Source organism: Klebsiella sp. MISC125 (assembly GCF_051131775.1).
Lineage (GTDB): Bacteria > Pseudomonadota > Gammaproteobacteria > Enterobacterales > Enterobacteriaceae > Klebsiella.
Window position 1 is genome coordinate 582,429 of record NZ_CP180448.1, and the last position, 18,850, is coordinate 601,278.

General features: G+C 48.6%; 14 protein-coding genes, 1 tRNA gene and 3 rRNA genes. 7 read left to right on the plus strand and 11 right to left on the minus strand.

The window, feature by feature from the left end:
• Positions 1 to 199: 199 nt before the first annotated feature.
• From ACMYSL_RS02780 to rrf (ACMYSL_RS02795), 4 genes are all read left to right on the plus strand, one after another.
• Positions 200 to 3,104: ribosomal RNA gene (locus ACMYSL_RS02780) — 23S ribosomal RNA — on the plus strand.
• 66 nt (positions 3,105 to 3,170) lie between these two features.
• A 5S ribosomal RNA gene (gene rrf / locus ACMYSL_RS02785) occupies positions 3,171 to 3,286 on the plus strand.
• A 14-nt stretch (positions 3,287 to 3,300) separates the two neighbouring features.
• Positions 3,301 to 3,376 (plus strand) — tRNA-Thr (locus tag ACMYSL_RS02790).
• Positions 3,377 to 3,414: 38 nt separating this feature from the next.
• Positions 3,415 to 3,530, plus strand: a 5S ribosomal RNA gene (gene rrf, locus ACMYSL_RS02795).
• A 238-nt stretch (positions 3,531 to 3,768) separates the two neighbouring features.
• On the opposite strand, the gene ACMYSL_RS02800 is transcribed toward rrf (ACMYSL_RS02795), so the two are convergent.
• The 3 genes from ACMYSL_RS02800 to ACMYSL_RS02810 form a co-directional block, all read right to left on the minus strand.
• A complete protein-coding gene (locus ACMYSL_RS02800; protein ID WP_110272798.1) occupies positions 3,769 to 3,990 on the minus strand; it encodes a hypothetical protein in 222 nt (73 codons plus the stop codon).
• A 283-nt stretch (positions 3,991 to 4,273) separates the two neighbouring features.
• On the minus strand, positions 4,274 to 7,384 hold the full coding sequence (locus ACMYSL_RS02805; RefSeq protein ID WP_434661320.1) for an efflux RND transporter permease subunit: 3,111 nt from the start codon (positions 7,382 to 7,384) through the stop codon (positions 4,274 to 4,276).
• A gap of 13 nt (positions 7,385 to 7,397) precedes the next feature.
• The gene (locus ACMYSL_RS02810; RefSeq protein WP_434661321.1) at positions 7,398 to 8,537 is read right to left on the minus strand and encodes an efflux RND transporter periplasmic adaptor subunit; all 1,140 of its coding nucleotides are present in this window, start codon (positions 8,535 to 8,537) and stop codon (positions 7,398 to 7,400) included.
• Between the two features lie 377 nt (positions 8,538 to 8,914).
• Here ACMYSL_RS02810 and envR point away from each other — a divergent pair, with 377 nt between their 5' ends.
• Positions 8,915 to 9,562: an acrEF/envCD operon transcriptional regulator gene (gene envR, locus ACMYSL_RS02815; RefSeq protein ID WP_434661322.1), complete on the plus strand. Its 648-nt coding sequence runs from the start codon at positions 8,915 to 8,917 to the stop codon at positions 9,560 to 9,562.
• Positions 9,563 to 9,638: 76 nt separating this feature from the next.
• Here envR and fis read toward each other — a convergent pair whose 3' ends face one another.
• The 8 genes from fis to ACMYSL_RS02855 form a co-directional block, all read right to left on the minus strand.
• The gene (gene fis / locus ACMYSL_RS02820; RefSeq protein WP_003855228.1) at positions 9,639 to 9,935 is read right to left on the minus strand and encodes a DNA-binding transcriptional regulator Fis; all 297 of its coding nucleotides are present in this window, start codon (positions 9,933 to 9,935) and stop codon (positions 9,639 to 9,641) included.
• A gap of 24 nt (positions 9,936 to 9,959) precedes the next feature.
• The gene (dusB, locus tag ACMYSL_RS02825; RefSeq protein ID WP_112213512.1) at positions 9,960 to 10,925 is read right to left on the minus strand and encodes a tRNA dihydrouridine synthase DusB; all 966 of its coding nucleotides are present in this window, start codon (positions 10,923 to 10,925) and stop codon (positions 9,960 to 9,962) included.
• Between the two features lie 328 nt (positions 10,926 to 11,253).
• A complete protein-coding gene (locus ACMYSL_RS02830; protein WP_434661323.1) occupies positions 11,254 to 11,994 on the minus strand; it encodes a carbonic anhydrase in 741 nt (246 codons plus the stop codon).
• 139 nt (positions 11,995 to 12,133) lie between these two features.
• A complete protein-coding gene (gene prmA, locus ACMYSL_RS02835) occupies positions 12,134 to 13,015 on the minus strand; it encodes a 50S ribosomal protein L11 methyltransferase (protein WP_181484690.1) in 882 nt (293 codons plus the stop codon).
• 11 nt (positions 13,016 to 13,026) lie between these two features.
• Positions 13,027 to 14,478, minus strand: coding sequence for a sodium/pantothenate symporter (gene panF / locus ACMYSL_RS02840; protein WP_434661324.1), 1,452 nt, complete (start codon positions 14,476 to 14,478; stop codon positions 13,027 to 13,029).
• Positions 14,468 to 14,710: a YhdT family protein gene (locus ACMYSL_RS02845; RefSeq protein WP_112213515.1), complete on the minus strand. Its 243-nt coding sequence runs from the start codon at positions 14,708 to 14,710 to the stop codon at positions 14,468 to 14,470. The genes panF and ACMYSL_RS02845 overlap by 11 nt, the downstream gene beginning before the upstream one ends.
• Before the next feature lie 95 nt (positions 14,711 to 14,805).
• Positions 14,806 to 15,765 carry a sugar kinase gene (locus tag ACMYSL_RS02850; RefSeq protein ID WP_434661325.1) on the minus strand — a complete coding sequence of 320 codons (960 nt, stop codon included), beginning with the start codon at positions 15,763 to 15,765 and terminating at the stop codon, positions 14,806 to 14,808.
• 13 nt (positions 15,766 to 15,778) lie between these two features.
• Entirely contained in the window at positions 15,779 to 16,594 is an 816-nt protein-coding gene (locus ACMYSL_RS02855) for a DeoR/GlpR family DNA-binding transcription regulator (protein ID WP_304253788.1), read from the minus strand.
• 360 nt (positions 16,595 to 16,954) lie between these two features.
• Here ACMYSL_RS02855 and ACMYSL_RS02860 point away from each other — a divergent pair, with 360 nt between their 5' ends.
• Positions 16,955 to 17,809 carry a tagatose bisphosphate family class II aldolase gene (locus ACMYSL_RS02860; protein ID WP_434661326.1) on the plus strand — a complete coding sequence of 285 codons (855 nt, stop codon included), beginning with the start codon at positions 16,955 to 16,957 and terminating at the stop codon, positions 17,807 to 17,809.
• A 37-nt stretch (positions 17,810 to 17,846) separates the two neighbouring features.
• Positions 17,847 to 18,737, plus strand: coding sequence for a substrate-binding domain-containing protein (locus ACMYSL_RS02865; protein WP_304253786.1), 891 nt, complete (start codon positions 17,847 to 17,849; stop codon positions 18,735 to 18,737).
• Positions 18,738 to 18,850: the final 113 nt, after the last annotated feature.

Consider the following 18,850-nt stretch of genomic DNA (forward strand, 5'->3'; position numbering starts at 1 on the left):
CTGCAAAAAACAAGAAAACTTCAGAGTGTACCTGAAAAGGTGCACTGCGAAGTTTTGCTCTTTAAAAATCTGGATCAAGCTGAAAATTGAAACGACACGCTGCGTCTGTTCTCCGTAATAAGAACAGCATGACGGTGTGTTCGAGTCTCTCAAATTTTTGCAATCATGAAGTGTTTTACGAAACATCTTCGGGTTGTGAGGTTAAGCGACTAAGCGTACACGGTGGATGCCCTGGCAGTCAGAGGCGATGAAGGACGTGCTAATCTGCGATAAGCGTCGGTAAGGTGATATGAACCGTTATAACCGACGATTTCCGAATGGGGAAACCCAGTGTGTTTCGACACACTATCGTTAAGTGAATACATAGCTTAACGAAGCGAACCGGGGGAACTGAAACATCTAAGTACCCCGAGGAAAAGAAATCAACCGAGATTCCCCCAGTAGCGGCGAGCGAACGGGGAGGAGCCCAGAGTCTGAATCAGTTTGTGTGTTAGTGGAAGCGTCTGGAAAGTCGCAGGGTACAGGGTGATACTCCCGTACACAAAAACGCACAGGCTGTGAACTCGAAGAGTAGGGCGGGACACGTGGTATCCTGTCTGAATATGGGGGACCATCCTCCAAGGCTAAATACTCCTGACTGACCGATAGTGAACCAGTACCGTGAGGGAAAGGCGAAAAGAACCCCGGCGAGGGGAGTGAAACAGAACCTGAAACCGTGTACGTACAAGCAGTAGGAGCCCACTTGTTGGGTGACTGCGTACCTTTTGTATAATGGGTCAGCGACTTATATTCTGTAGCAAGGTTAACCGTATAGGGGAGCCGCAGGGAAACCGAGTCTTAACTGGGCGTTAAGTTGCAGGGTATAGACCCGAAACCCGGTGATCTAGCCATGGGCAGGTTGAAGGTTGGGTAACACTAACTGGAGGACCGAACCGACTAATGTTGAAAAATTAGCGGATGACTTGTGGCTGGGGGTGAAAGGCCAATCAAACCGGGAGATAGCTGGTTCTCCCCGAAAGCTATTTAGGTAGCGCCTCGTGAACTCATCTTCGGGGGTAGAGCACTGTTTCGGCTAGGGGGTCATCCCGACTTACCAACCCGATGCAAACTACGAATACCGAAGAATGTTATCACGGGAGACACACGGCGGGTGCTAACGTCCGTCGTGAAGAGGGAAACAACCCAGACCGCCAGCTAAGGTCCCAAAGTCATGGTTAAGTGGGAAACGATGTGGGAAGGCACAGACAGCCAGGATGTTGGCTTAGAAGCAGCCATCATTTAAAGAAAGCGTAATAGCTCACTGGTCGAGTCGGCCTGCGCGGAAGATGTAACGGGGCTAAACCATGCACCGAAGCTGCGGCAGCGACGCTTATGCGTTGTTGGGTAGGGGAGCGTTCTGTAAGCCGTTGAAGGTGGCCTGTGAGGGTTGCTGGAGGTATCAGAAGTGCGAATGCTGACATAAGTAACGATAAAGCGGGTGAAAAGCCCGCTCGCCGGAAGACCAAGGGTTCCTGTCCAACGTTAATCGGGGCAGGGTGAGTCGACCCCTAAGGCGAGGCCGAAAGGCGTAGTCGATGGGAAACAGGTTAATATTCCTGTACTCGGTGTTACTGCGAAGGGGGACGGAGAAGGCTATGTTAGCCGGGCGACGGTTGTCCCGGTTTAAGCATGTAGGCGGATGTTCCAGGTAAATCCGGAACGTTATTCAACGCTGAGGTGTGATGACGAGGCACTACGGTGCTGAAGTAACAAATGCCCTGCTTCCAGGAAAAGCCTCTAAGCATCAGGTAACATCAAATCGTACCCCAAACCGACACAGGTGGTCAGGTAGAGAATACCAAGGCGCTTGAGAGAACTCGGGTGAAGGAACTAGGCAAAATGGTGCCGTAACTTCGGGAGAAGGCACGCTGATGGTAGGTGAAGTGACTTGCTCATGGAGCTGAAATCAGTCGAAGATACCAGCTGGCTGCAACTGTTTATTAAAAACACAGCACTGTGCAAACACGAAAGTGGACGTATACGGTGTGACGCCTGCCCGGTGCCGGAAGGTTAATTGATGGGGTTATCCTCGCGGAGAAGCTCTTGATCGAAGCCCCGGTAAACGGCGGCCGTAACTATAACGGTCCTAAGGTAGCGAAATTCCTTGTCGGGTAAGTTCCGACCTGCACGAATGGCGTAATGATGGCCAGGCTGTCTCCACCCGAGACTCAGTGAAATTGAACTCGCTGTGAAGATGCAGTGTACCCGCGGCAAGACGGAAAGACCCCGTGAACCTTTACTATAGCTTGACACTGAACACTGGTCCTTGATGTGTAGGATAGGTGGGAGGCTTTGAAGTGTGGACGCCAGTCTGCATGGAGCCATCCTTGAAATACCACCCTTTAATGGCTGGTGTTCTAACGTGGACCCGTAATCCGGGTTGCGGACAGTGTCTGGTGGGTAGTTTGACTGGGGCGGTCTCCTCCTAAAGAGTAACGGAGGAGCACGAAGGTTAGCTAATCCTGGTCGGACATCAGGAGGTTAGTGCAATGGCATAAGCTAGCTTGACTGCGAGCGTGACGGCGCGAGCAGGTGCGAAAGCAGGTCATAGTGATCCGGTGGTTCTGAATGGAAGGGCCATCGCTCAACGGATAAAAGGTACTCCGGGGATAACAGGCTGATACCGCCCAAGAGTTCATATCGACGGCGGTGTTTGGCACCTCGATGTCGGCTCATCACATCCTGGGGCTGAAGTAGGTCCCAAGGGTATGGCTGTTCGCCATTTAAAGTGGTACGCGAGCTGGGTTTAGAACGTCGTGAGACAGTTCGGTCCCTATCTGCCGTGGGCGCTGGAGAATTGAGGGGGCTGCTCCTAGTACGAGAGGACCGGAGTGGACGCATCACTGGTGTTCGGGTTGTCATGCCAATGGCATTGCCCGGTAGCTAAATGCGGAAGAGATAAGTGCTGAAAGCATCTAAGCACGAAACTTGCCCCGAGATGAGTTCTCCCTGACTCCTTGAGAGTCCTGAAGGAACGTTGAAGACGACGACGTTGATAGGCCGGGTGTGTAAGCGTAGCGATACGTTGAGCTAACCGGTACTAATGAACCGTGAGGCTTAACCTTACAACGCCGAAGATGTTTTGGCGGATTTGAGAGAATTTCAGCTTGATACAGATTAAACAGAATTTGCCTGGCGGCAATAGCGCGGTGGTCCCACCTGACCCCATGCCGAACTCAGAAGTGAAACGCCGTAGCGCCGATGGTAGTGTGGGGTCTCCCCATGTGAGAGTAGGGAACTGCCAGGCATCAAATTTAGTGTGCTGATATGGCTCAGTTGGTAGAGCGCACCCTTGGTAAGGGTGAGGTCCCCAGTTCGACTCTGGGTATCAGCACCAGTTTTTAGGTTAAAGTTCGGCGATTTGAAAAGAATTTGCCTGGCAACGATAGCGCGGTGGTCCCACCTGACCCCATGCCGAACTCAGAAGTGAAACGCCGTAGCGCCGATGGTAGTGTGGGGTCTCCCCATGTGAGAGTAGGGCATTGCCAGGCACCAAATAAGTGAAAAGCCCATCCGTCAGGATGGGCTTTTTGCGTTTCTAATCGCATGAAAATATTAATTCGCGCTGTGTACTCAATTCAGCTTCGGTTTATGTCGTTAGTGGCCAGCGCTATTCAAATCACAGAGAACAGAGCATTGTGCAGTAACTTAAGTATATTGGGTGTATCTTGCCGAAAAACGGTACCGGGATTAGCTCCGGTACCAGTGCATAGCGGCGATTGTAAGTGATTAGCGAGTTAGTGCGACAATGCCAAGCGTCAAGCCTGCAATTGCAGCCGCGCCTCCGGCAATAGCGCCCGCAGTTTCCCAGTTGTCCTGAGTCGTTCCTTTCATACAGGTATTAGTGTGTACTAATCTGCCTTCGGAGTCATAGACAGGTACGCACGGAGAATCATGTGCACAACCAGCGAGAAGCGTTGTCAGCAATGTGACTAAAACGAATTTTTTCATGATATTACCTCTAAATAATCCGTTTCGCTGTAATGGGAACCCATACATTACGGAATAGCCTATTTTATCATCGGTAATACTGAGGACGGGTAGGGTAAATAATCTCAATTTATGAGCAACGTAAATATCGTGAAGAAACTTACGCGATTATGTCGTCATAATATGGCTAGTTGAATAACGTGCGATCTTTTAAAAAATAATAAACACGTTGATTTTTATCGGGATGATCAAAAACTTCAGGCATAAAAAAAGGCGCCAGAATGGCGCCTTTGGAAAGAGAGACTTACTCGATATGCTTAGTAAAGCGGCGTCTTACGACAACAAAGAATACCGGTACGAAGAAGATAGCCAGCAACGTTGCTGTCAACATTCCTCCCATAACTCCCGTACCCACGGCGTTTTGTGCCCCGCTGCCTGCCCCATGGCTAATAACCAAGGGCAGTACACCAAGAATAAAGGCCAATGAGGTCATTAAGATAGGGCGTAAACGCATACGAGATGCTTCGAGCGTTGCTTCAATGATTCCCTTCCCTTCTTTATCCATAAGGTCTTTCGCAAATTCGACAATAAGAATAGCGTTTTTGGCAGAGAGACCGATCGTCGTTAATAAACCTACCTGAAAATAAACGTCATTATTAAGCCCACGTAATGAGGCTGCTAATAATGCCCCGACAACTCCTAACGGGACGACTAACATCACTGAGAATGGAATAGACCAGCTTTCATAGAGTGCGGCAAGGCACAGGAAAACCACTATTAGCGAAATTGCATATAAAGCAGGCGCCTGATTACCGGATAAGCGTTCCTGATAAGACATTCCTGTCCAGTCGAAGCCAATACCAGTAGGCAGTTTGTTGGCTAGTTGTTCCATCAAAATCATTGCATCCCCGGTACTTTTGCCCGGAGCGGCTTCACCCAGAATTTCCATCGAAGGTAAGCCGTTATAACGCTCCAGGCGCGGAGAACCATAAACCCAGTGTGAGGTTACAAAAGCTGAGAATGGTACCATTTCGCCATTAGCACTACGGACGTACATACTGTTGATGTCGCTCGGCAACATACGGAAATGGGCGTCAGCCTGAACATAGACTTTTTTAACTCTACCATGGTCAATAAAATCATTAACGTAATAGCCACCTAGTGCTGCGGAAATGGTTTCATTGATATCAGATAGTGAAATACCCAGTGCCTGGGCTTTCTCCTGATCAACATCAAGCTTAAATTGCGGAGTATCTTCAAGCCCATTTGGTCGTACGCGCACCAGTTGATCCGGATGTTCTCTTACCATACCAAGCAACTGATTTCGTGCTTGAGTCAGCGCGCTATGACCGAGGTTACCCTGGTCGATAAGCTCAAAGTCGAAGCCTGTGGCAGTACCCAACTCAATAATTGCGGGGAGATTGAATGGGAAAACCATGCCGTCTTTAATCTGGCTGAAAGCGACCGTGGCTCGCTTGATGATTGCTTCAACCCCATTCTCCGAACCACTGCGCTCCTCCCATGGCTTCAGACTGACAAATGCCATACCGGAGTTTTGTCCCTGGCCGCTAAAGCTAAAACCGTTAACGGTAAAGACGCTTTCAACATTCGCCTTCTCTTTATGCAGATAGTAGTCGGTAACGGTATCGAGGACCTTCTGTGTACGTTCTTGCGTCGCGCCGGATGGAAGTTGAATCATGGTCATAAATACCCCCTGATCCTCATCCGGTAAAAAGGAGGTTGGCAGACGCATAAACAGTACAGCCATGCCAATGACAATCAGCAGATAGATGATGAGATAGCGCCCGGTACAGCGTAGTATCCCGCTGACGCTGTTGGTGTAGTGGTTGACACTACGGTCAAAATTCGCATTAAACCAGCCAAAAAAACCTTTCTTCTCATGATGATCGGCGGAGGCGGGTTTCAATATAGTGGCGCAAAGTGCAGGTGTCAGAATCAGTGCAACCAACACGGATAGCGCCATCGCTGAGACGATAGTGATGGAGAATTGGCGATAAATCGCGCCCGTAGAACCGCCAAAGAAGGCCATGGGAACAAAAACTGCCGATAGCACCATGGCTATACCAACCAGCGCCCCCTGAATTTGCGACATTGATTTTTCTGTCGCTTCTTTTGGGGATAGCCTCTCTTCTACCATCACGCGCTCGACGTTTTCCACCACCACGATGGCATCATCGACCAGCAATCCTATTGCCAGCACCATACCGAACATCGTTAGCGTGTTGATGGAATAGCCAAAGGTAGCCAGCACGGCGAATGTGCCAAGCAAGACGACAGGAACCGCAATGGTGGGGATCAATGTGGCACGGATGTTCTGGAGGAACAGATACATCACCAGGAAGACGAGAATAATCGCTTCAAACAGCGTCTTCACCACCTCATGAATAGAGATCTTCACGAATGGTGTGGTGTCGTAAGGGTAAACGACTTTCATGCCCTGCGGAAAGTAGGGTTGTAGTTCGGCAAGCTTTGCTTTAATCGCTGCAGCGGTGTCGAGGGCATTGGCGCCGGTAGCAAGCTTAATCCCCAGCCCGGATGCTGGTTTACCGTTAATTTTGGCGACGACGTTATAGTTTTCACCGCCCAGCTCAATGCGAGCCACGTCTTTCAGATGAACCACTGAGCCGTCAGCGTTCACCCGCAGCGTCACCTTGCCAAACTCTGCAGGGTCTTTCAGTCGTGTTTGAGCAATGATTGACGCGTTTAATTGTTGGCCTTTAATAGCGGGCGTTCCGCCAAGTTGGCCTGCTGCAATCTGATCGTTCTGTACCTGCAACTGGTTAATCACATCAACAGGCGTCAGGTTGTACTTATTCAGCAGGTTGCCATCCAGCCAAACACGCATCGCATATTGGGCCCCGAAGAGCTGTACGTCGCCAACGCCGTTAAGTCGGCTAATAGTATCTTTGACGTTTGATGCAACGTAGTCAGAAATATCATCCTGAGTAGTGCTGGTGTTATCGGAGATGAATCCAGCAACCAGCAGGAAACTGCTGCTTGATTTCTCAACGCTAATCCCCTGTTGCTGCACTTCCTGAGGTAGCAGCGGTGTGGCGAGCTGGAGCTTATTTTGTACCTGGACTTGCGCAATATCCGGATCTGTACCCGATGTGAAGGTCAAGGTGATGGTGACGCCGCCTGCGGAATCACTGGTTGAGGACATGTACATCAGGTTATCGATACCATTCATGTTCTGTTCGATAACCTGAGTCACAGTATCCTGCACGGTCTGCGCATCCGCACCAGGGTAGGTCGCGGAGATGGCAACAGCTGGCGGGGCGATCGTCGGGTATTGTGCGATAGGCAGTTGCATAATCGCGAGACCGCCAGCAATCATCATAATGATGGCCAGCACCCAGGCGAATACCGGTCGATGGATAAAAAACTTAGACATAATTATTCGTACCTTATTGCGCGACGGATGTCGCGGTATCCACTTCGGCCTTCACTGTGACGCCGGGACGAACTTTCTGCAGACCGCTGACAATAACTTTTTCACCAGACTTAAGACCGCTGGTAATTAACCACTTATCGCCAATTGCCTGTGAGGTCGCAACCTGGCGGCTTTCAACCTGGTTTTTGTCATTAACGATCATCACGCTGGCATCACCACGTGGTGTGCGGGTAACTCCCTGCTGAGGAACCAGGATGGCATTCGGAGCTACACCTTCATCAATGCGGGCGCGGACGAACATCCCCGGCAGCAGCGAATGTTGTGGATTCGGAAAGATTGCTCGCAGCGTAATTGAGCCAGTGCTTTCATCCACAGTGACGTCGGAGAATTGCAGAGTGCCTTTTAGTACGTAAGGTTGACCGTTTTCCATAATCAGTTGCACGCTTTTGGTATCGCTGCCGTGCTGCAGGCTTTCCTGTTTCAGACGCATGAAATCATTACTGGATTCGGTGACATCGACATAAATCGGATCGAGTTGCTGTACCGTTGCCATTGCATCTGCCTGCCCGTTGGTCACGAGGGCGCCTTCAGTAACGCTGGATTTACCGATGCGGCCGCTGATTGGCGATGTCACTTTGGTGTAAGCCAGATTAATGCGCGCACTTTCGACGGCGGCTTTTGCGGCAATAACATCGGCATCAGCCTGGCGTGCGGTCGCTACAGCCTGATCGTATTCCTGCTGGCTGATGTATTGTGTTCCGAGAAGAGGTGCGTAGCGTTTCACTGTCAGATGAGCGATAGCCGCTGCTGCTTCGGCTTTGGCTTCATCACCTTTTGCGCTGTTATAAGCGGCTTGATAAGTCGCCGGGTCGATTTGATAGAGAGACTGCCCGGCATTGACATCGCTACCTTCGACAAAATTACGCTGTAGAATAATCCCGCTAACCTGCGGGCGTACTTCCGCAACGCGGTATGCCGATGTTCGACCCGGAAGTTCCGTGGTCACTGACAGCGGTGCGCTGCTTACAATATGGACTGAAACCTGAGGTATCTGCGCATGCGGTTGTTGATCACCTGAATTATCGCAACCGCTAAGCAAGATGGTAGAGATGATTAGGCTGGATAAAAGTGTAACCCGGGCGTGACTCGTCATTGCTGTTCCTTATAGATTGCGGGCCGAGTTTGGCAACCAATCTGTGAAAGAAATAATGGATAAAAAAGCGGTTTGTTATCCTACAAATAAAAAACGAGGTATGTAAGGAATAGTTATTTTTTAGCCATCAGCAAGGCACGCAAAAGCAAAGCGTTAATCATTTTATTTTAAGAATGACCTTAAATTAAAATTTGCTTACATTGATATTCATCCAATGAATAATTTTCTTATTAATTATTTGAATTATGTATTTATTATTTTCTGTTTAAGATTTTGCTTATCTGCGTTTTTGCTAAACAATATTGATTATCTGATGCTAGATTTATATGCATCCTGGTATTTTTATATTATAGATATGGCGTTAAATGGAGCATCGTATGCCAAGAAGAACAAAAGAAGATGCGTTAAAGACGCGGCAGCTCCTGATTGAGTCTGCCATTCAGCAATTCGCTCTGCGTGGGGTCACCAACACCACGCTAACTGACATCGCTGATGCCGCTGGCGTGACGAGGGGAGCGGTGTATTGGCACTTCTCCAGTAAAGCAGAACTGTTTAATGAGATGTGGCAACAACAGCAACCGTTACGAGATCTGCTTCAGCATCAAATTCCGACAGACAGTCAGGATCCGTTAGGCAATTTACGGGCGAAATTTATTACGGGTTTGCAATATATTGCCGATAATCCCAGACAGCGCGCGTTGATGCAGATTCTGTATCATAAATGCGAATTTTCCAGTGATATGATGTCAGAGGCGGAGATTCGTAAAAGAATTGGCTTTAGTTATCCTATTATTCGTGGGGTTTTACAGCGCTGTCTTAGTAATAGATTATTACCGGCTGAAACAAATATTGAAATTTCATTAATAGTATTACACAGCGTATTTACTGGTATTATCAAAAACTGGTTGATGGAGCCGGAACAATTCGATCTTCATCAACAGGCTCCCGCTTTGGTAGATAATATTATGTCGGTACTTTGCGGTGTAAATAGTCACGCAAATGGGCTGCGGATGGTTGTAAATTGATAAACCAGAGGAAATAAAAAAGGCGCTTCCCCATGCCGAAGAGCGCCTTTTTAATCATACAGTTAACTGACTAGTATCAGTTCATGCCGTATTTTTTCAGTTTCTTACGCAGAGTACCACGGTTGATACCCATCATCAGGGCAGCACGCGTCTGGTTACCACGGGTGTATTGCATCACCATGTCCAACAGGGGCTGTTCTACTTCAGCCAGTACCAGCTCATACAGGTCACTCACATCCTGACCGTTCAGTTGAGCAAAATAGTTCTTCAGTGCCTGTTTAACCGAGTCACGCAGGGGTTTTTGAGTTACCTGATCCTGAGAGTTAACGGTAGAAACGGTCAGTACGTCAGAATTTACGCGTTGTTCGAACATAGTTCTGTCAGCTCTTTATTTCTATTACGCAAAATTTTCGAAGTATGCCTCCAACGCCGCCAGCTGTTCGCTGGAATCTTCTATGGCGTTGAATGTGCGCCGAAACTGGTCATTTGGAGCGTGCTCCTGGAGATACCAGGATACGTGTTTACGCGCGATTCGGTACCCTTTTGCCTGACCGTAAAAGTCATGCAGTTCCCGAACGTGCGCACAAAGCAAGCGCTTAACCTCTGCCAAAGGCAGCGGGGGCAGCAGCTCTCCAGTGTCCAGATAGTGCTGGATTTCCCGAAAGATCCAGGGTCTTCCCTGAGCCGCGCGGCCTATCATAAGGGCATCAGCCCCCGTATAGTCGAGCACAGCTCTGGCTTTAAGCGGGTCAGTAATGTCACCATTCGCGATAATCGGAATGGAAACTTTCTGCTTAACTGCCCGAATACTGTCGTACTCAGCATCTCCGTTAAACAAACAGGCGCGTGTGCGTCCGTGAATAGTCAGAGCCTGAATGCCACATTCTTCAGCCAGTTGGGCAATCTCTACACAGTTACGGTGTTCCGGTTCCCAACCGGTGCGAATCTTGAGAGTCACGGGAACGTCCACTGCCTTGACGACCGTCGTCAGGATTGACTTAACCTGATCGGGGTACTGCAAGAGGGCTGAACCTGCAAACTTACGATTCACCTTTTTAGCCGGGCACCCCATATTGATATCAATAATTTGGGCACCGCTTTCCACGTTAATTCGGGCGGCTGCAGCCATTTCTTCCGGCACGCTACCGGCGATTTGCACGGTACGAATACCGGGCTCATCAACATGTACCATCCGTAAACGAGATTTGTCACTTTCCCAAACCTGAGGGTTAGAAGACATCATCTCGGATACGGTCAATCCTGCTCCCATCTCGTAGCACAGCGTCCTGAATGGTCTGTCAGTAATGCCAGCCATTGGCGCTGCGATCAGGCGATTTCTGAGCTGGTATTGTCCGATACGCATGAGTTAAGAAATGACCATATGTGACTGCAAGGCGGCGTATATTACGCATTTTTTGCATGAGATGAAAGGCCAAACTTTAACCAATCCACTGAGATGGATCAAAGAATCGCTGTACAATTAAGCGACTATGAATAATTAACTATATAAATCATTGGATTAAGAATTTGCGTTGAATTTATCTACACATATAATTTTGCGTAACTTCTCGTTTTTTCTTCATCAGGTCACGGACTGACAAGATAATCTGCTGAATAAATCAGCAAATTATCCCAACTTAATGTGACTATGCTCTCATTTTCAGAACATGATCGTGAAGCGTATCTTAAGATTACTCGACGATTACGCGACCATTTAGCGGCTGTGTCGGGCGATTGTTATCGTGATGCATGGTATGGCTGAATTTTTCTAACTGTGCGGCAGAAAGTGTCAGGGGGTGTTTGAGGACAATCCAGGTGACGCCTTCGGAACAAGGCGGTGTGGTCAGAGAACCACTGAAGCGCCAGTATGTCTTGTCTGCAGGAAGAAGCGCGTTGAGGTCCATCTGCGTGGTGATTTTGGTATCCTGCCCGGATTTCTCCGGCATGGCCGCCCACAGCTTATCCAGTTCTGCATTTGCTGTACCCTTATCAAACATCGCGGCCACAACGGTAACGGCACCCCTGGCGTCCTTATGAACCAGGTGCATCTCCATCGCATAGTGCTTGCCGTGGATGGTATTTTCGCTCGGAGCGTGGAAATGGAACTGCTGAAGCGTAAATGGGGTTCCGTCAATCGTGATGGTATCCGCAGTGGTGGTCTTTAACCCCGCCTGAATCGTATGGCCATTGTTGATCAGTGTGACCGGGCCATCGGTATAGTGGACATCCAGCGGCGAGAGATGTGCTGTGAGCGTTGTATCGATGTTGATAGGGGATTGATTCATGCCAGTCTGACAGGTTTTATTCTCCTCGCTGAGCGTACCCCAGTGCTCAGGAGAGCCTTCGCCTTCGTAACTCCAGTGGGAAGCAAAAACCGTAACGGGCATGATGCTTAATGCCAGGAGTATCGCCTTGCCTAACGTTGTTTTCATATCATTCTTCCAATGAATAAAATGGCTATTTTTATCTCGTAACTACAGCGAGTTACATTGCGATTTTATCCCAGAAGGGCAGAGAGCTTTGCACAGAAAACGCGGAAAAATGTGGCCTGCTGAGAGGCCACAGAGAAGATTATTTTTTACAACCGGTGATCCGGCACCACTCTTCTTTCTCCACCACTGGGTCGAGGTCAAAGAGCTCAGCGTAGGCTTCACAAACGCTCTCAGCCTGGCTGGCAAGGATACCGGAAAGGCCCAGCAGACCGCCTGTAACTGGCAGTACGCTGATAAGAGGAGCTAACTCGCGTAAAGGGCCGGCCAGAATGTTTGCGACCACGACATCGGCTTTCATGGCGTCTGGCTGATCTTTCGGCAGATAGAGTTCAAGTCGCTCAGAAACCCCATTACGCTCGGCGTTATCGCGGCTGGCCTGAATAGCCTGCGGGTCAATATCAATACCGATGGCTTTCGCTGCTCCCAGTTTTAATGCAGCGATGGCCAGAATGCCGGAGCCGCAGCCAAAATCGATAATCGTTTTGCCTTCGAGATCGAGTCCATCCAGCCACTGTAGACACATTGCAGTTGTAGGATGCGTACCAGTACCAAACGCCAGGCCCGGGTCGAGCATTACGTTGACGGCATTCTTATCCGGCACATCGCGCCAGCTAGGGCAGATCCACAGACGCTTACCGAAGCACATGGGATGAAAGTTATCCATCCATTCGCGTTCCCAGTCTTTGTCTTCAAGCTGTTCGATTTTATGTACGAAACCGGTACCCAGAAGCGGATGCTGTTCCAGAAGTGCGACCACCTCTTTCATGTCCATTTCTGCGTCAAACAGACCGATAACATCGGTATCGCCCCACAGGCGGGTTTCACCGGGCAAAGGTTCAAACACCGGCGTGTCGTGAGTGTCCTGGAAAGTGATAGAAACGGAGCCCGCTTCCATCAGGGCATCACTCAGTTCTTCCGCGTTTGCACCGGTAGTGTTCAGTTTCAGTTGGATCCATGGCATGGCAGAACTCTTTATTTATCAGTAGTCAATATGGCGGCTTGCGGGGCGGAGGAACCAAAACGGTTTCCGACCAGGAAAGCCAACAAACTTAGCAGTAACGAGGGTACGATCGGGTGGAACCCCAGATACTGAACATTAAAAGTAGCGAGTATGGCATACAGTACGCCGCCGACGATCATAGCGCTCAATGCGCCTTTGGCGTTCGCACGTTCCCAGTACAGACCCAGCACCAGTGGCCATAAGAACACTGCCTCAAGCCCACCGAATGCCAGCAGGTTGAGCCAGATGATCATCTCAGGCGGGCGCCAGGCGGCGAGCATCATCAGGATCCCTAGCACCAGAGTAGTGATCGTTGAGATCCGCTTTAGCTTCTGCTCGCTATGTTTTTTTGCCGGTTGTGCGCTGAGCCAAAGATCTTTAATGATCGTAGCCGATGCCTGCAATAAATGGGCGTTAACGTTTGACATGATTGCGGCCATTGGCGCGGCCAGAAACAGACCGGCGGCCCATGGCGGCAGGACCTGTACCATCAGAGTCGGGATCACTTGATCCGGGACGGTCAGGTCAGGCAGCACCGCTCTTCCCAGCGCGCCGGCCAGATGCATACCAAACATTAGGATCGCGACAACAATGGTACCGATAATGATCCCGCGGTGGACGGCTTTACTATCCTTATAGGAAATACAGCGCACGGCGGTATGCGGCAGGCCGATAACGCCGAAGCATACCAGCACCCAAAAGGACATCATAAAGGCAGGGGTGAGAATATCATCCGCACCGTGTGGCGATACCAGCTTCGGGTCGATGTGCTGTAGCGTATCTACAGCATTATGTAAACCGCCAGCCGTGTGGACGACGCCAACCAGCAGCACGATTGTGCCGATCAGCATTACCATACCCTGCATGGTGTCATTGAGGACGCTGGCGCGAAAGCCGCCGAAGGCTGTATACAACGCAATGGTAATACCAAAGATCAGCAGTCCATTTTCATACTTAATTCCGGCGGCTGTCTCCAGCAGTCGGGCACCGCCGATAAACTGCACGGCAATCGCCCCGACGAAAGCGACCAGCAGGCTCACGCTGGCTATCCATACGACCGCGCGACTTTGGTATCGCGCCTGTAGCATATCGTTCAGGGTGATCGCGTTGTAACGCCGCGCCAGGATAGCGAATTTCTTGCCGAGAATCCCGAGCGAGAGCCAGATTGTCGGAACCTGAATCATGGCCAGCAGCACCCAGCCAAGCCCGTATTTATAGGCGGCTCCCGGTCCACCAATAAATGAACTGGCACTGATATAGGTGGTCGTCAGCGTCATCGCGAGGACGAAACCACCCATTGAACGGCTCCCGAGAAAATACTCGCTGAGAAAATTGCCGCTACTGCGTTTGCGCATCGCGTAAAACGACAGCCCAAATACCAAACACAGGTAGGCAAGCAGGACGACGATGATTTCAAACTGCATCGTTATCCTCCAGAGAGATGTCGCGGAAAATGAAACGCACCATTCCCCAACACAGTAGGATAAACAGCAGAGGTACCAGCAGACAGGCCATTTCGAACCAATGCGGCAGGCCGGTTATACCAATACCCACGCCTGGCAGATAGGCGCCAGCCAGCCAGGCAGCAAGATAGAGGAGGGTCAGCCACAGCGCCCAGCGCGCTTCTTTATGGGCCTGAACAAACCGTTTGTCCATGGAAGGTGTCTTCCTTATGGTATGGATGCATGAAACGGGCAATTCTACGGCAACAGGCTGGATGGGGAAAATAATCTGACAGGAAAAATTTACCGTTAGCGTTGGCTGCGCAGAAAATCCTCTATTTCGCCAAGAGATGATATCCCTTCCATTGGACCCTGCTGCATGACGGCGAGCGCACCGCTGGCGTTGGCATAGTCCAGAGCAGTTTCGGGAGGGACTCCGGCAAGAAATAATGTGACGAAGGTTGCGCCAAAACAATCGCCAGCACCGGTAGGGTCAACGTTGTTCACGCTATATCCCGGAAGGTGCAAAGTTTGCAGTTTCCCATTTTCGAGTCGATTGTAGCTCGCCCCGTTTTGCGCGCGTTTGACCACCACATGCTTTACCCCGGCGGATAATAAATCACTAATGATCTGCTCTTCTTTAAGGTTTTTATGCCGGGAAAAAAAGGGAAGTTCGCTTTCACTGGGTAAGAAAATGTCTGTATATTCAATTAAATAATCAAAAGCTTGTTCCATTTCAGGAATATTAAGCATCTCTTTACGGATGTTGGGGTCAAAAGAGACAGTACCGCCTGACGCTTTAATCGCCATCATCGCTTTACGCGTGGCATCGATCATACGGAACGAAAATAACGATGAGCCCATGATGTGGATATGACCGCACTGTCGCAGCAACTCTCTATCAATATGCTTATCTGTAAATAGACCGCAGGCGCTGTCGGGAATATTAAAAATAAAATCACGTTCCTGGGGACTATGGTAGCTAACAAATGCAGTACCTGTAACGGCGTTATTCATAATGTGAATGCCGTCAACAATGACGCCCTCGTGACGTAGCCGTTCAATATTCAGCCGACCGAAATCATCGTTACCCACGCAGCCGAAAATAATCGCACGGTGTTGTAATTTGGCGACTTGTGCGGCGAAAATAGCGGGAGCCCCACTGGGAAATGGGCCAATAAATTCGCCGGGGCGGGTGAATTTTTGCTGTGGATTTCGGGATAAAAACTCCACCAGAAGTTCGCCTAATGTACAGATAGTTAGCGCCACAAATGCCCTCTCATTACTGATTTTTTTCGTGATTAGACCAAGTTAAACATTCATTATTTGTATATAAAGTAACAAAATCCGCATCATGTAATTGTTGCTGATATTGCTTGCTAATACTGTCGCAGACGATCACATTTTCCACCTGATTGAGATGGCCAATTGGAGCCGTTGCTGCACCTGTTACCGTGGCTAGCAAAATAGTTTTACTGTGAGAGTTATCGAAGCAGTGTTGGCTGGCTGTTACCAGCTCGGGTATCACGATTCCCAGCGCACCGTCGGCGTCAACGCTATCTATTTCGAGAATGCTGTGGGTAATGGCGTGATGTAAAAAAATCTGCTCCAGAGATTTTCCCACCAAAATTCCTTCAGGGCGTAGCATTTCGCTGCCAGCAAGAATGATTTCCCCATCAATGAACTGATTTGCCAGCATCGCGCTTTCAGGATCGTTAGTAATCAGTCGAATTTTTTTCAGCCCGTTAAGCAATGGGATAACCCTACGGCAGAGAGGGCCATGGCCGAGAAACAGCGTATCGCGATCGCGTATCAACCGCATACTGTGGCGTGCGATCTCCATTTGCAATGCTTGGGATGGTTTGGCTGTTTGTGACGAAACTTCAGCTTCTGTCGGGAGCTGGTGTGTTGAGATTGCGCCGCCGAAAGAACGTTTCAAATAGCCCTGCTGCTCCAGATAACTCAGATCGCCGCGAATGGTTACACCAGAGACTCCAAGCTGAGTCGAAAGATCGTCAACTTTAATTTCGCCCTGAGCACTAACGATTTCTGCGATTTTTAGCCTGCGTTTCAGCAGATTAGATGATTTTCTGGGCACGATAACACTCGTAATTGGCCTGCAATAGTTAACACTATAGCGTTATGCCTTTTTCTTTGAAAGTTACCTTAATCGTAACCATGAAACTTGAAGACAGTTGAAAGCACCTGTTTAGTACGATGTTTAATTGAATAACTTGTTGAATTAAAAAGTTTTTAACGATCTCCTGCGCTGGAATGGAATAACTTTCATTTGGAAAATAATCTTGATGTTTAAATTACATTTTGTAAGTTATTTTTCACCATTAGAGCTACTTCACACTTTTATCCCCTGGTGATGTGCTAGTTTTCTTTCAAAATGAAAATGAAAAAATGATTCATCTTCGTTTTGTAAGGTTTAGGCGCAATAACAGGAGCTGAGATGTACATTATTTCAAGTAAAAATCTGTTGAAAAAGGCACAGCAGCAGGGGTATGCCGTTCCGGCGTTTAACATCCACAATCTTGAAACGTTACAAGTCGTTGTCGAAACTGCGGCAGAATTTCGTTCACCGGTTATGCTGGCAGGAACTCCGGGGACATATCAATACGGTGGCGTGGGGAATCTGGTATCGCTGGCTGCGTCGCTGGCGCAAGAATATGACATCCCGTTAGTCCTGCACCTCGATCATCACGAAAATACTGACGATATTTTCAGTAAAGTGCGAGCCGGTATCCGCTCAGTGATGATTGATGGTTCGCATCTATCTTTTGAAAAGAATATTGCGTTGGTGAAAGAAGTAACGGCTTTTTGTCACGCTTATGACGTCAGCATTGAAGCGGAGTTGGGGCGACTTGGGGGACAAGAGGATGATCTGATTGTTGATGCAAAAGATTCTGCTTATACCTCACCTGAAGCCGCAGCGGAATTTGTCCAGCGCACGCAGATCGATTCACTGGCTGTGGCGATTGGTACGGCGCATGGTCTTTACGTCCATGAGCCCCATCTGGATTTTGATCGCCTGGCGCAAATTCGCAATAAGGTGGAAGTACCTTTGGTTCTGCATGGTGCGTCCGGGTTAGCTGAACAAGATATACAAAAATGTATTCAACTTGGCATCTGTAAAGTTAACGTCGCCACAGAATTAAAAATAGCCTTTGCTGATGCATTAAAAAGTCATTTTCATAATAACCCAGCGGCTAACGATCCACGACATTATATGCAGCCGGCAAAGGCCGCCATGAAACAAGTTGTTACCCGAATTATTGGCGTGTGTGGTAGTGCAGGTAAACTCTAATATAAAGCAACCCTACAAATAACAATGAGGATTATTTATGAAAAACTTCAAATTTCCTGGCCTGGCGATGCTAATTGGACTGGCTATTTTTTCTCAAAGCACTTTTGCTAAAGAGTATAAAATTGGCGCATCATTACTGACGCAACAGCACCCATTTTATATTGATCTTGCCAATGCAATGAAAGATGAAGCGAAGAAAGATAATGTTGATTTAAGTATCTCTATCGCCAATCAGGACTTAAATAAACAACTTTCAGATGTTGAAGATTTTATTACAAAAAAAGTAGATGCCATTATTATTTCACCAGTGGATTCAAAAGGCGTTCAGGCGGCCATTATCAAAGCAGATAAAGCTGGTATTCCTGTTATCACCGTTGATGTTGCAGCTGAAGGTGTACCAGTTGTGGCACATGTCGCGACCGATAACTACGCCGGTGGGGTAGAAGCTGGTAAATTAATGGGTACGCTGTTGGATGGTAAAGGCACCGTGGCAATTATTAGCTACCCGGCATTACAGTCTGTTGTCGATCGTGTAGAAGGGTTTAAAAAAGGGTTGGCGGCGACTCCTAATATTAAAATTGTCGCAGAACAGCCTGGGATCACTCGTGCCGAAGCATTAACCGCCGCGCAGAATATCATGCAGGCGAACCGGAATCTTAATGGGTTGTTTGGTTTTGGCGATGATGCTGCGCTGGCAGCTGTTATCGCGGCAAAATCTGCCCATAATGAGAACATTAAAATTATTGGTTTCGATGGAATGAAAGAAGCACGTGATGCGGTTGACAGTGAGAAAACGTTTGCAGCAGTAATTCGGCAGTATCCGGACCAAATGGGCGCAAAAGCAATTGATGCTGCGGTTGATCATCTGAATGGCAAACCAGTGGATAAACTAATTCCTGTTCAGCCTGGGGTGTATACGGGTAAATAGTATTTAATAAACTATTCTACAGTAAATATTATCTACGTGACCGTCAGGTTGTACTCTATTTTTAAGCCTGATGGTCATTTTTAACTCTAATAAATTTCTATTGTGAGCTTTAT

Coding starts and splice junctions, on each gene's coding strand:
- ACMYSL_RS02800 (WP_110272798.1), bottom strand. CDS start 3,990: ATGAAAAAATTCGTTTTAGTCACATTGCTGACAACGCTTCTCGCTGGT.
- ACMYSL_RS02805 (WP_434661320.1), bottom strand. CDS start 7,384: ATGTCTAAGTTTTTTATCCATCGACCGGTATTCGCCTGGGTGCTGGCC.
- ACMYSL_RS02810 (WP_434661321.1), bottom strand. CDS start 8,537: ATGACGAGTCACGCCCGGGTTACACTTTTATCCAGCCTAATCATCTCT.
- envR (WP_434661322.1), top strand. CDS start 8,915: ATGCCAAGAAGAACAAAAGAAGATGCGTTAAAGACGCGGCAGCTCCTG.
- fis (WP_003855228.1), bottom strand. CDS start 9,935: ATGTTCGAACAACGCGTAAATTCTGACGTACTGACCGTTTCTACCGTT.
- dusB (WP_112213512.1), bottom strand. CDS start 10,925: ATGCGTATCGGACAATACCAGCTCAGAAATCGCCTGATCGCAGCGCCA.
- ACMYSL_RS02830 (WP_434661323.1), bottom strand. CDS start 11,994: ATGAAAACAACGTTAGGCAAGGCGATACTCCTGGCATTAAGCATCATG.
- prmA (WP_181484690.1), bottom strand. CDS start 13,015: ATGCCATGGATCCAACTGAAACTGAACACTACCGGTGCAAACGCGGAA.
- panF (WP_434661324.1), bottom strand. CDS start 14,478: ATGCAGTTTGAAATCATCGTCGTCCTGCTTGCCTACCTGTGTTTGGTA.
- ACMYSL_RS02845 (WP_112213515.1), bottom strand. CDS start 14,710: ATGGACAAACGGTTTGTTCAGGCCCATAAAGAAGCGCGCTGGGCGCTG.
- ACMYSL_RS02860 (WP_434661326.1), top strand. CDS start 16,955: ATGTACATTATTTCAAGTAAAAATCTGTTGAAAAAGGCACAGCAGCAG.
- ACMYSL_RS02865 (WP_304253786.1), top strand. CDS start 17,847: ATGAAAAACTTCAAATTTCCTGGCCTGGCGATGCTAATTGGACTGGCT.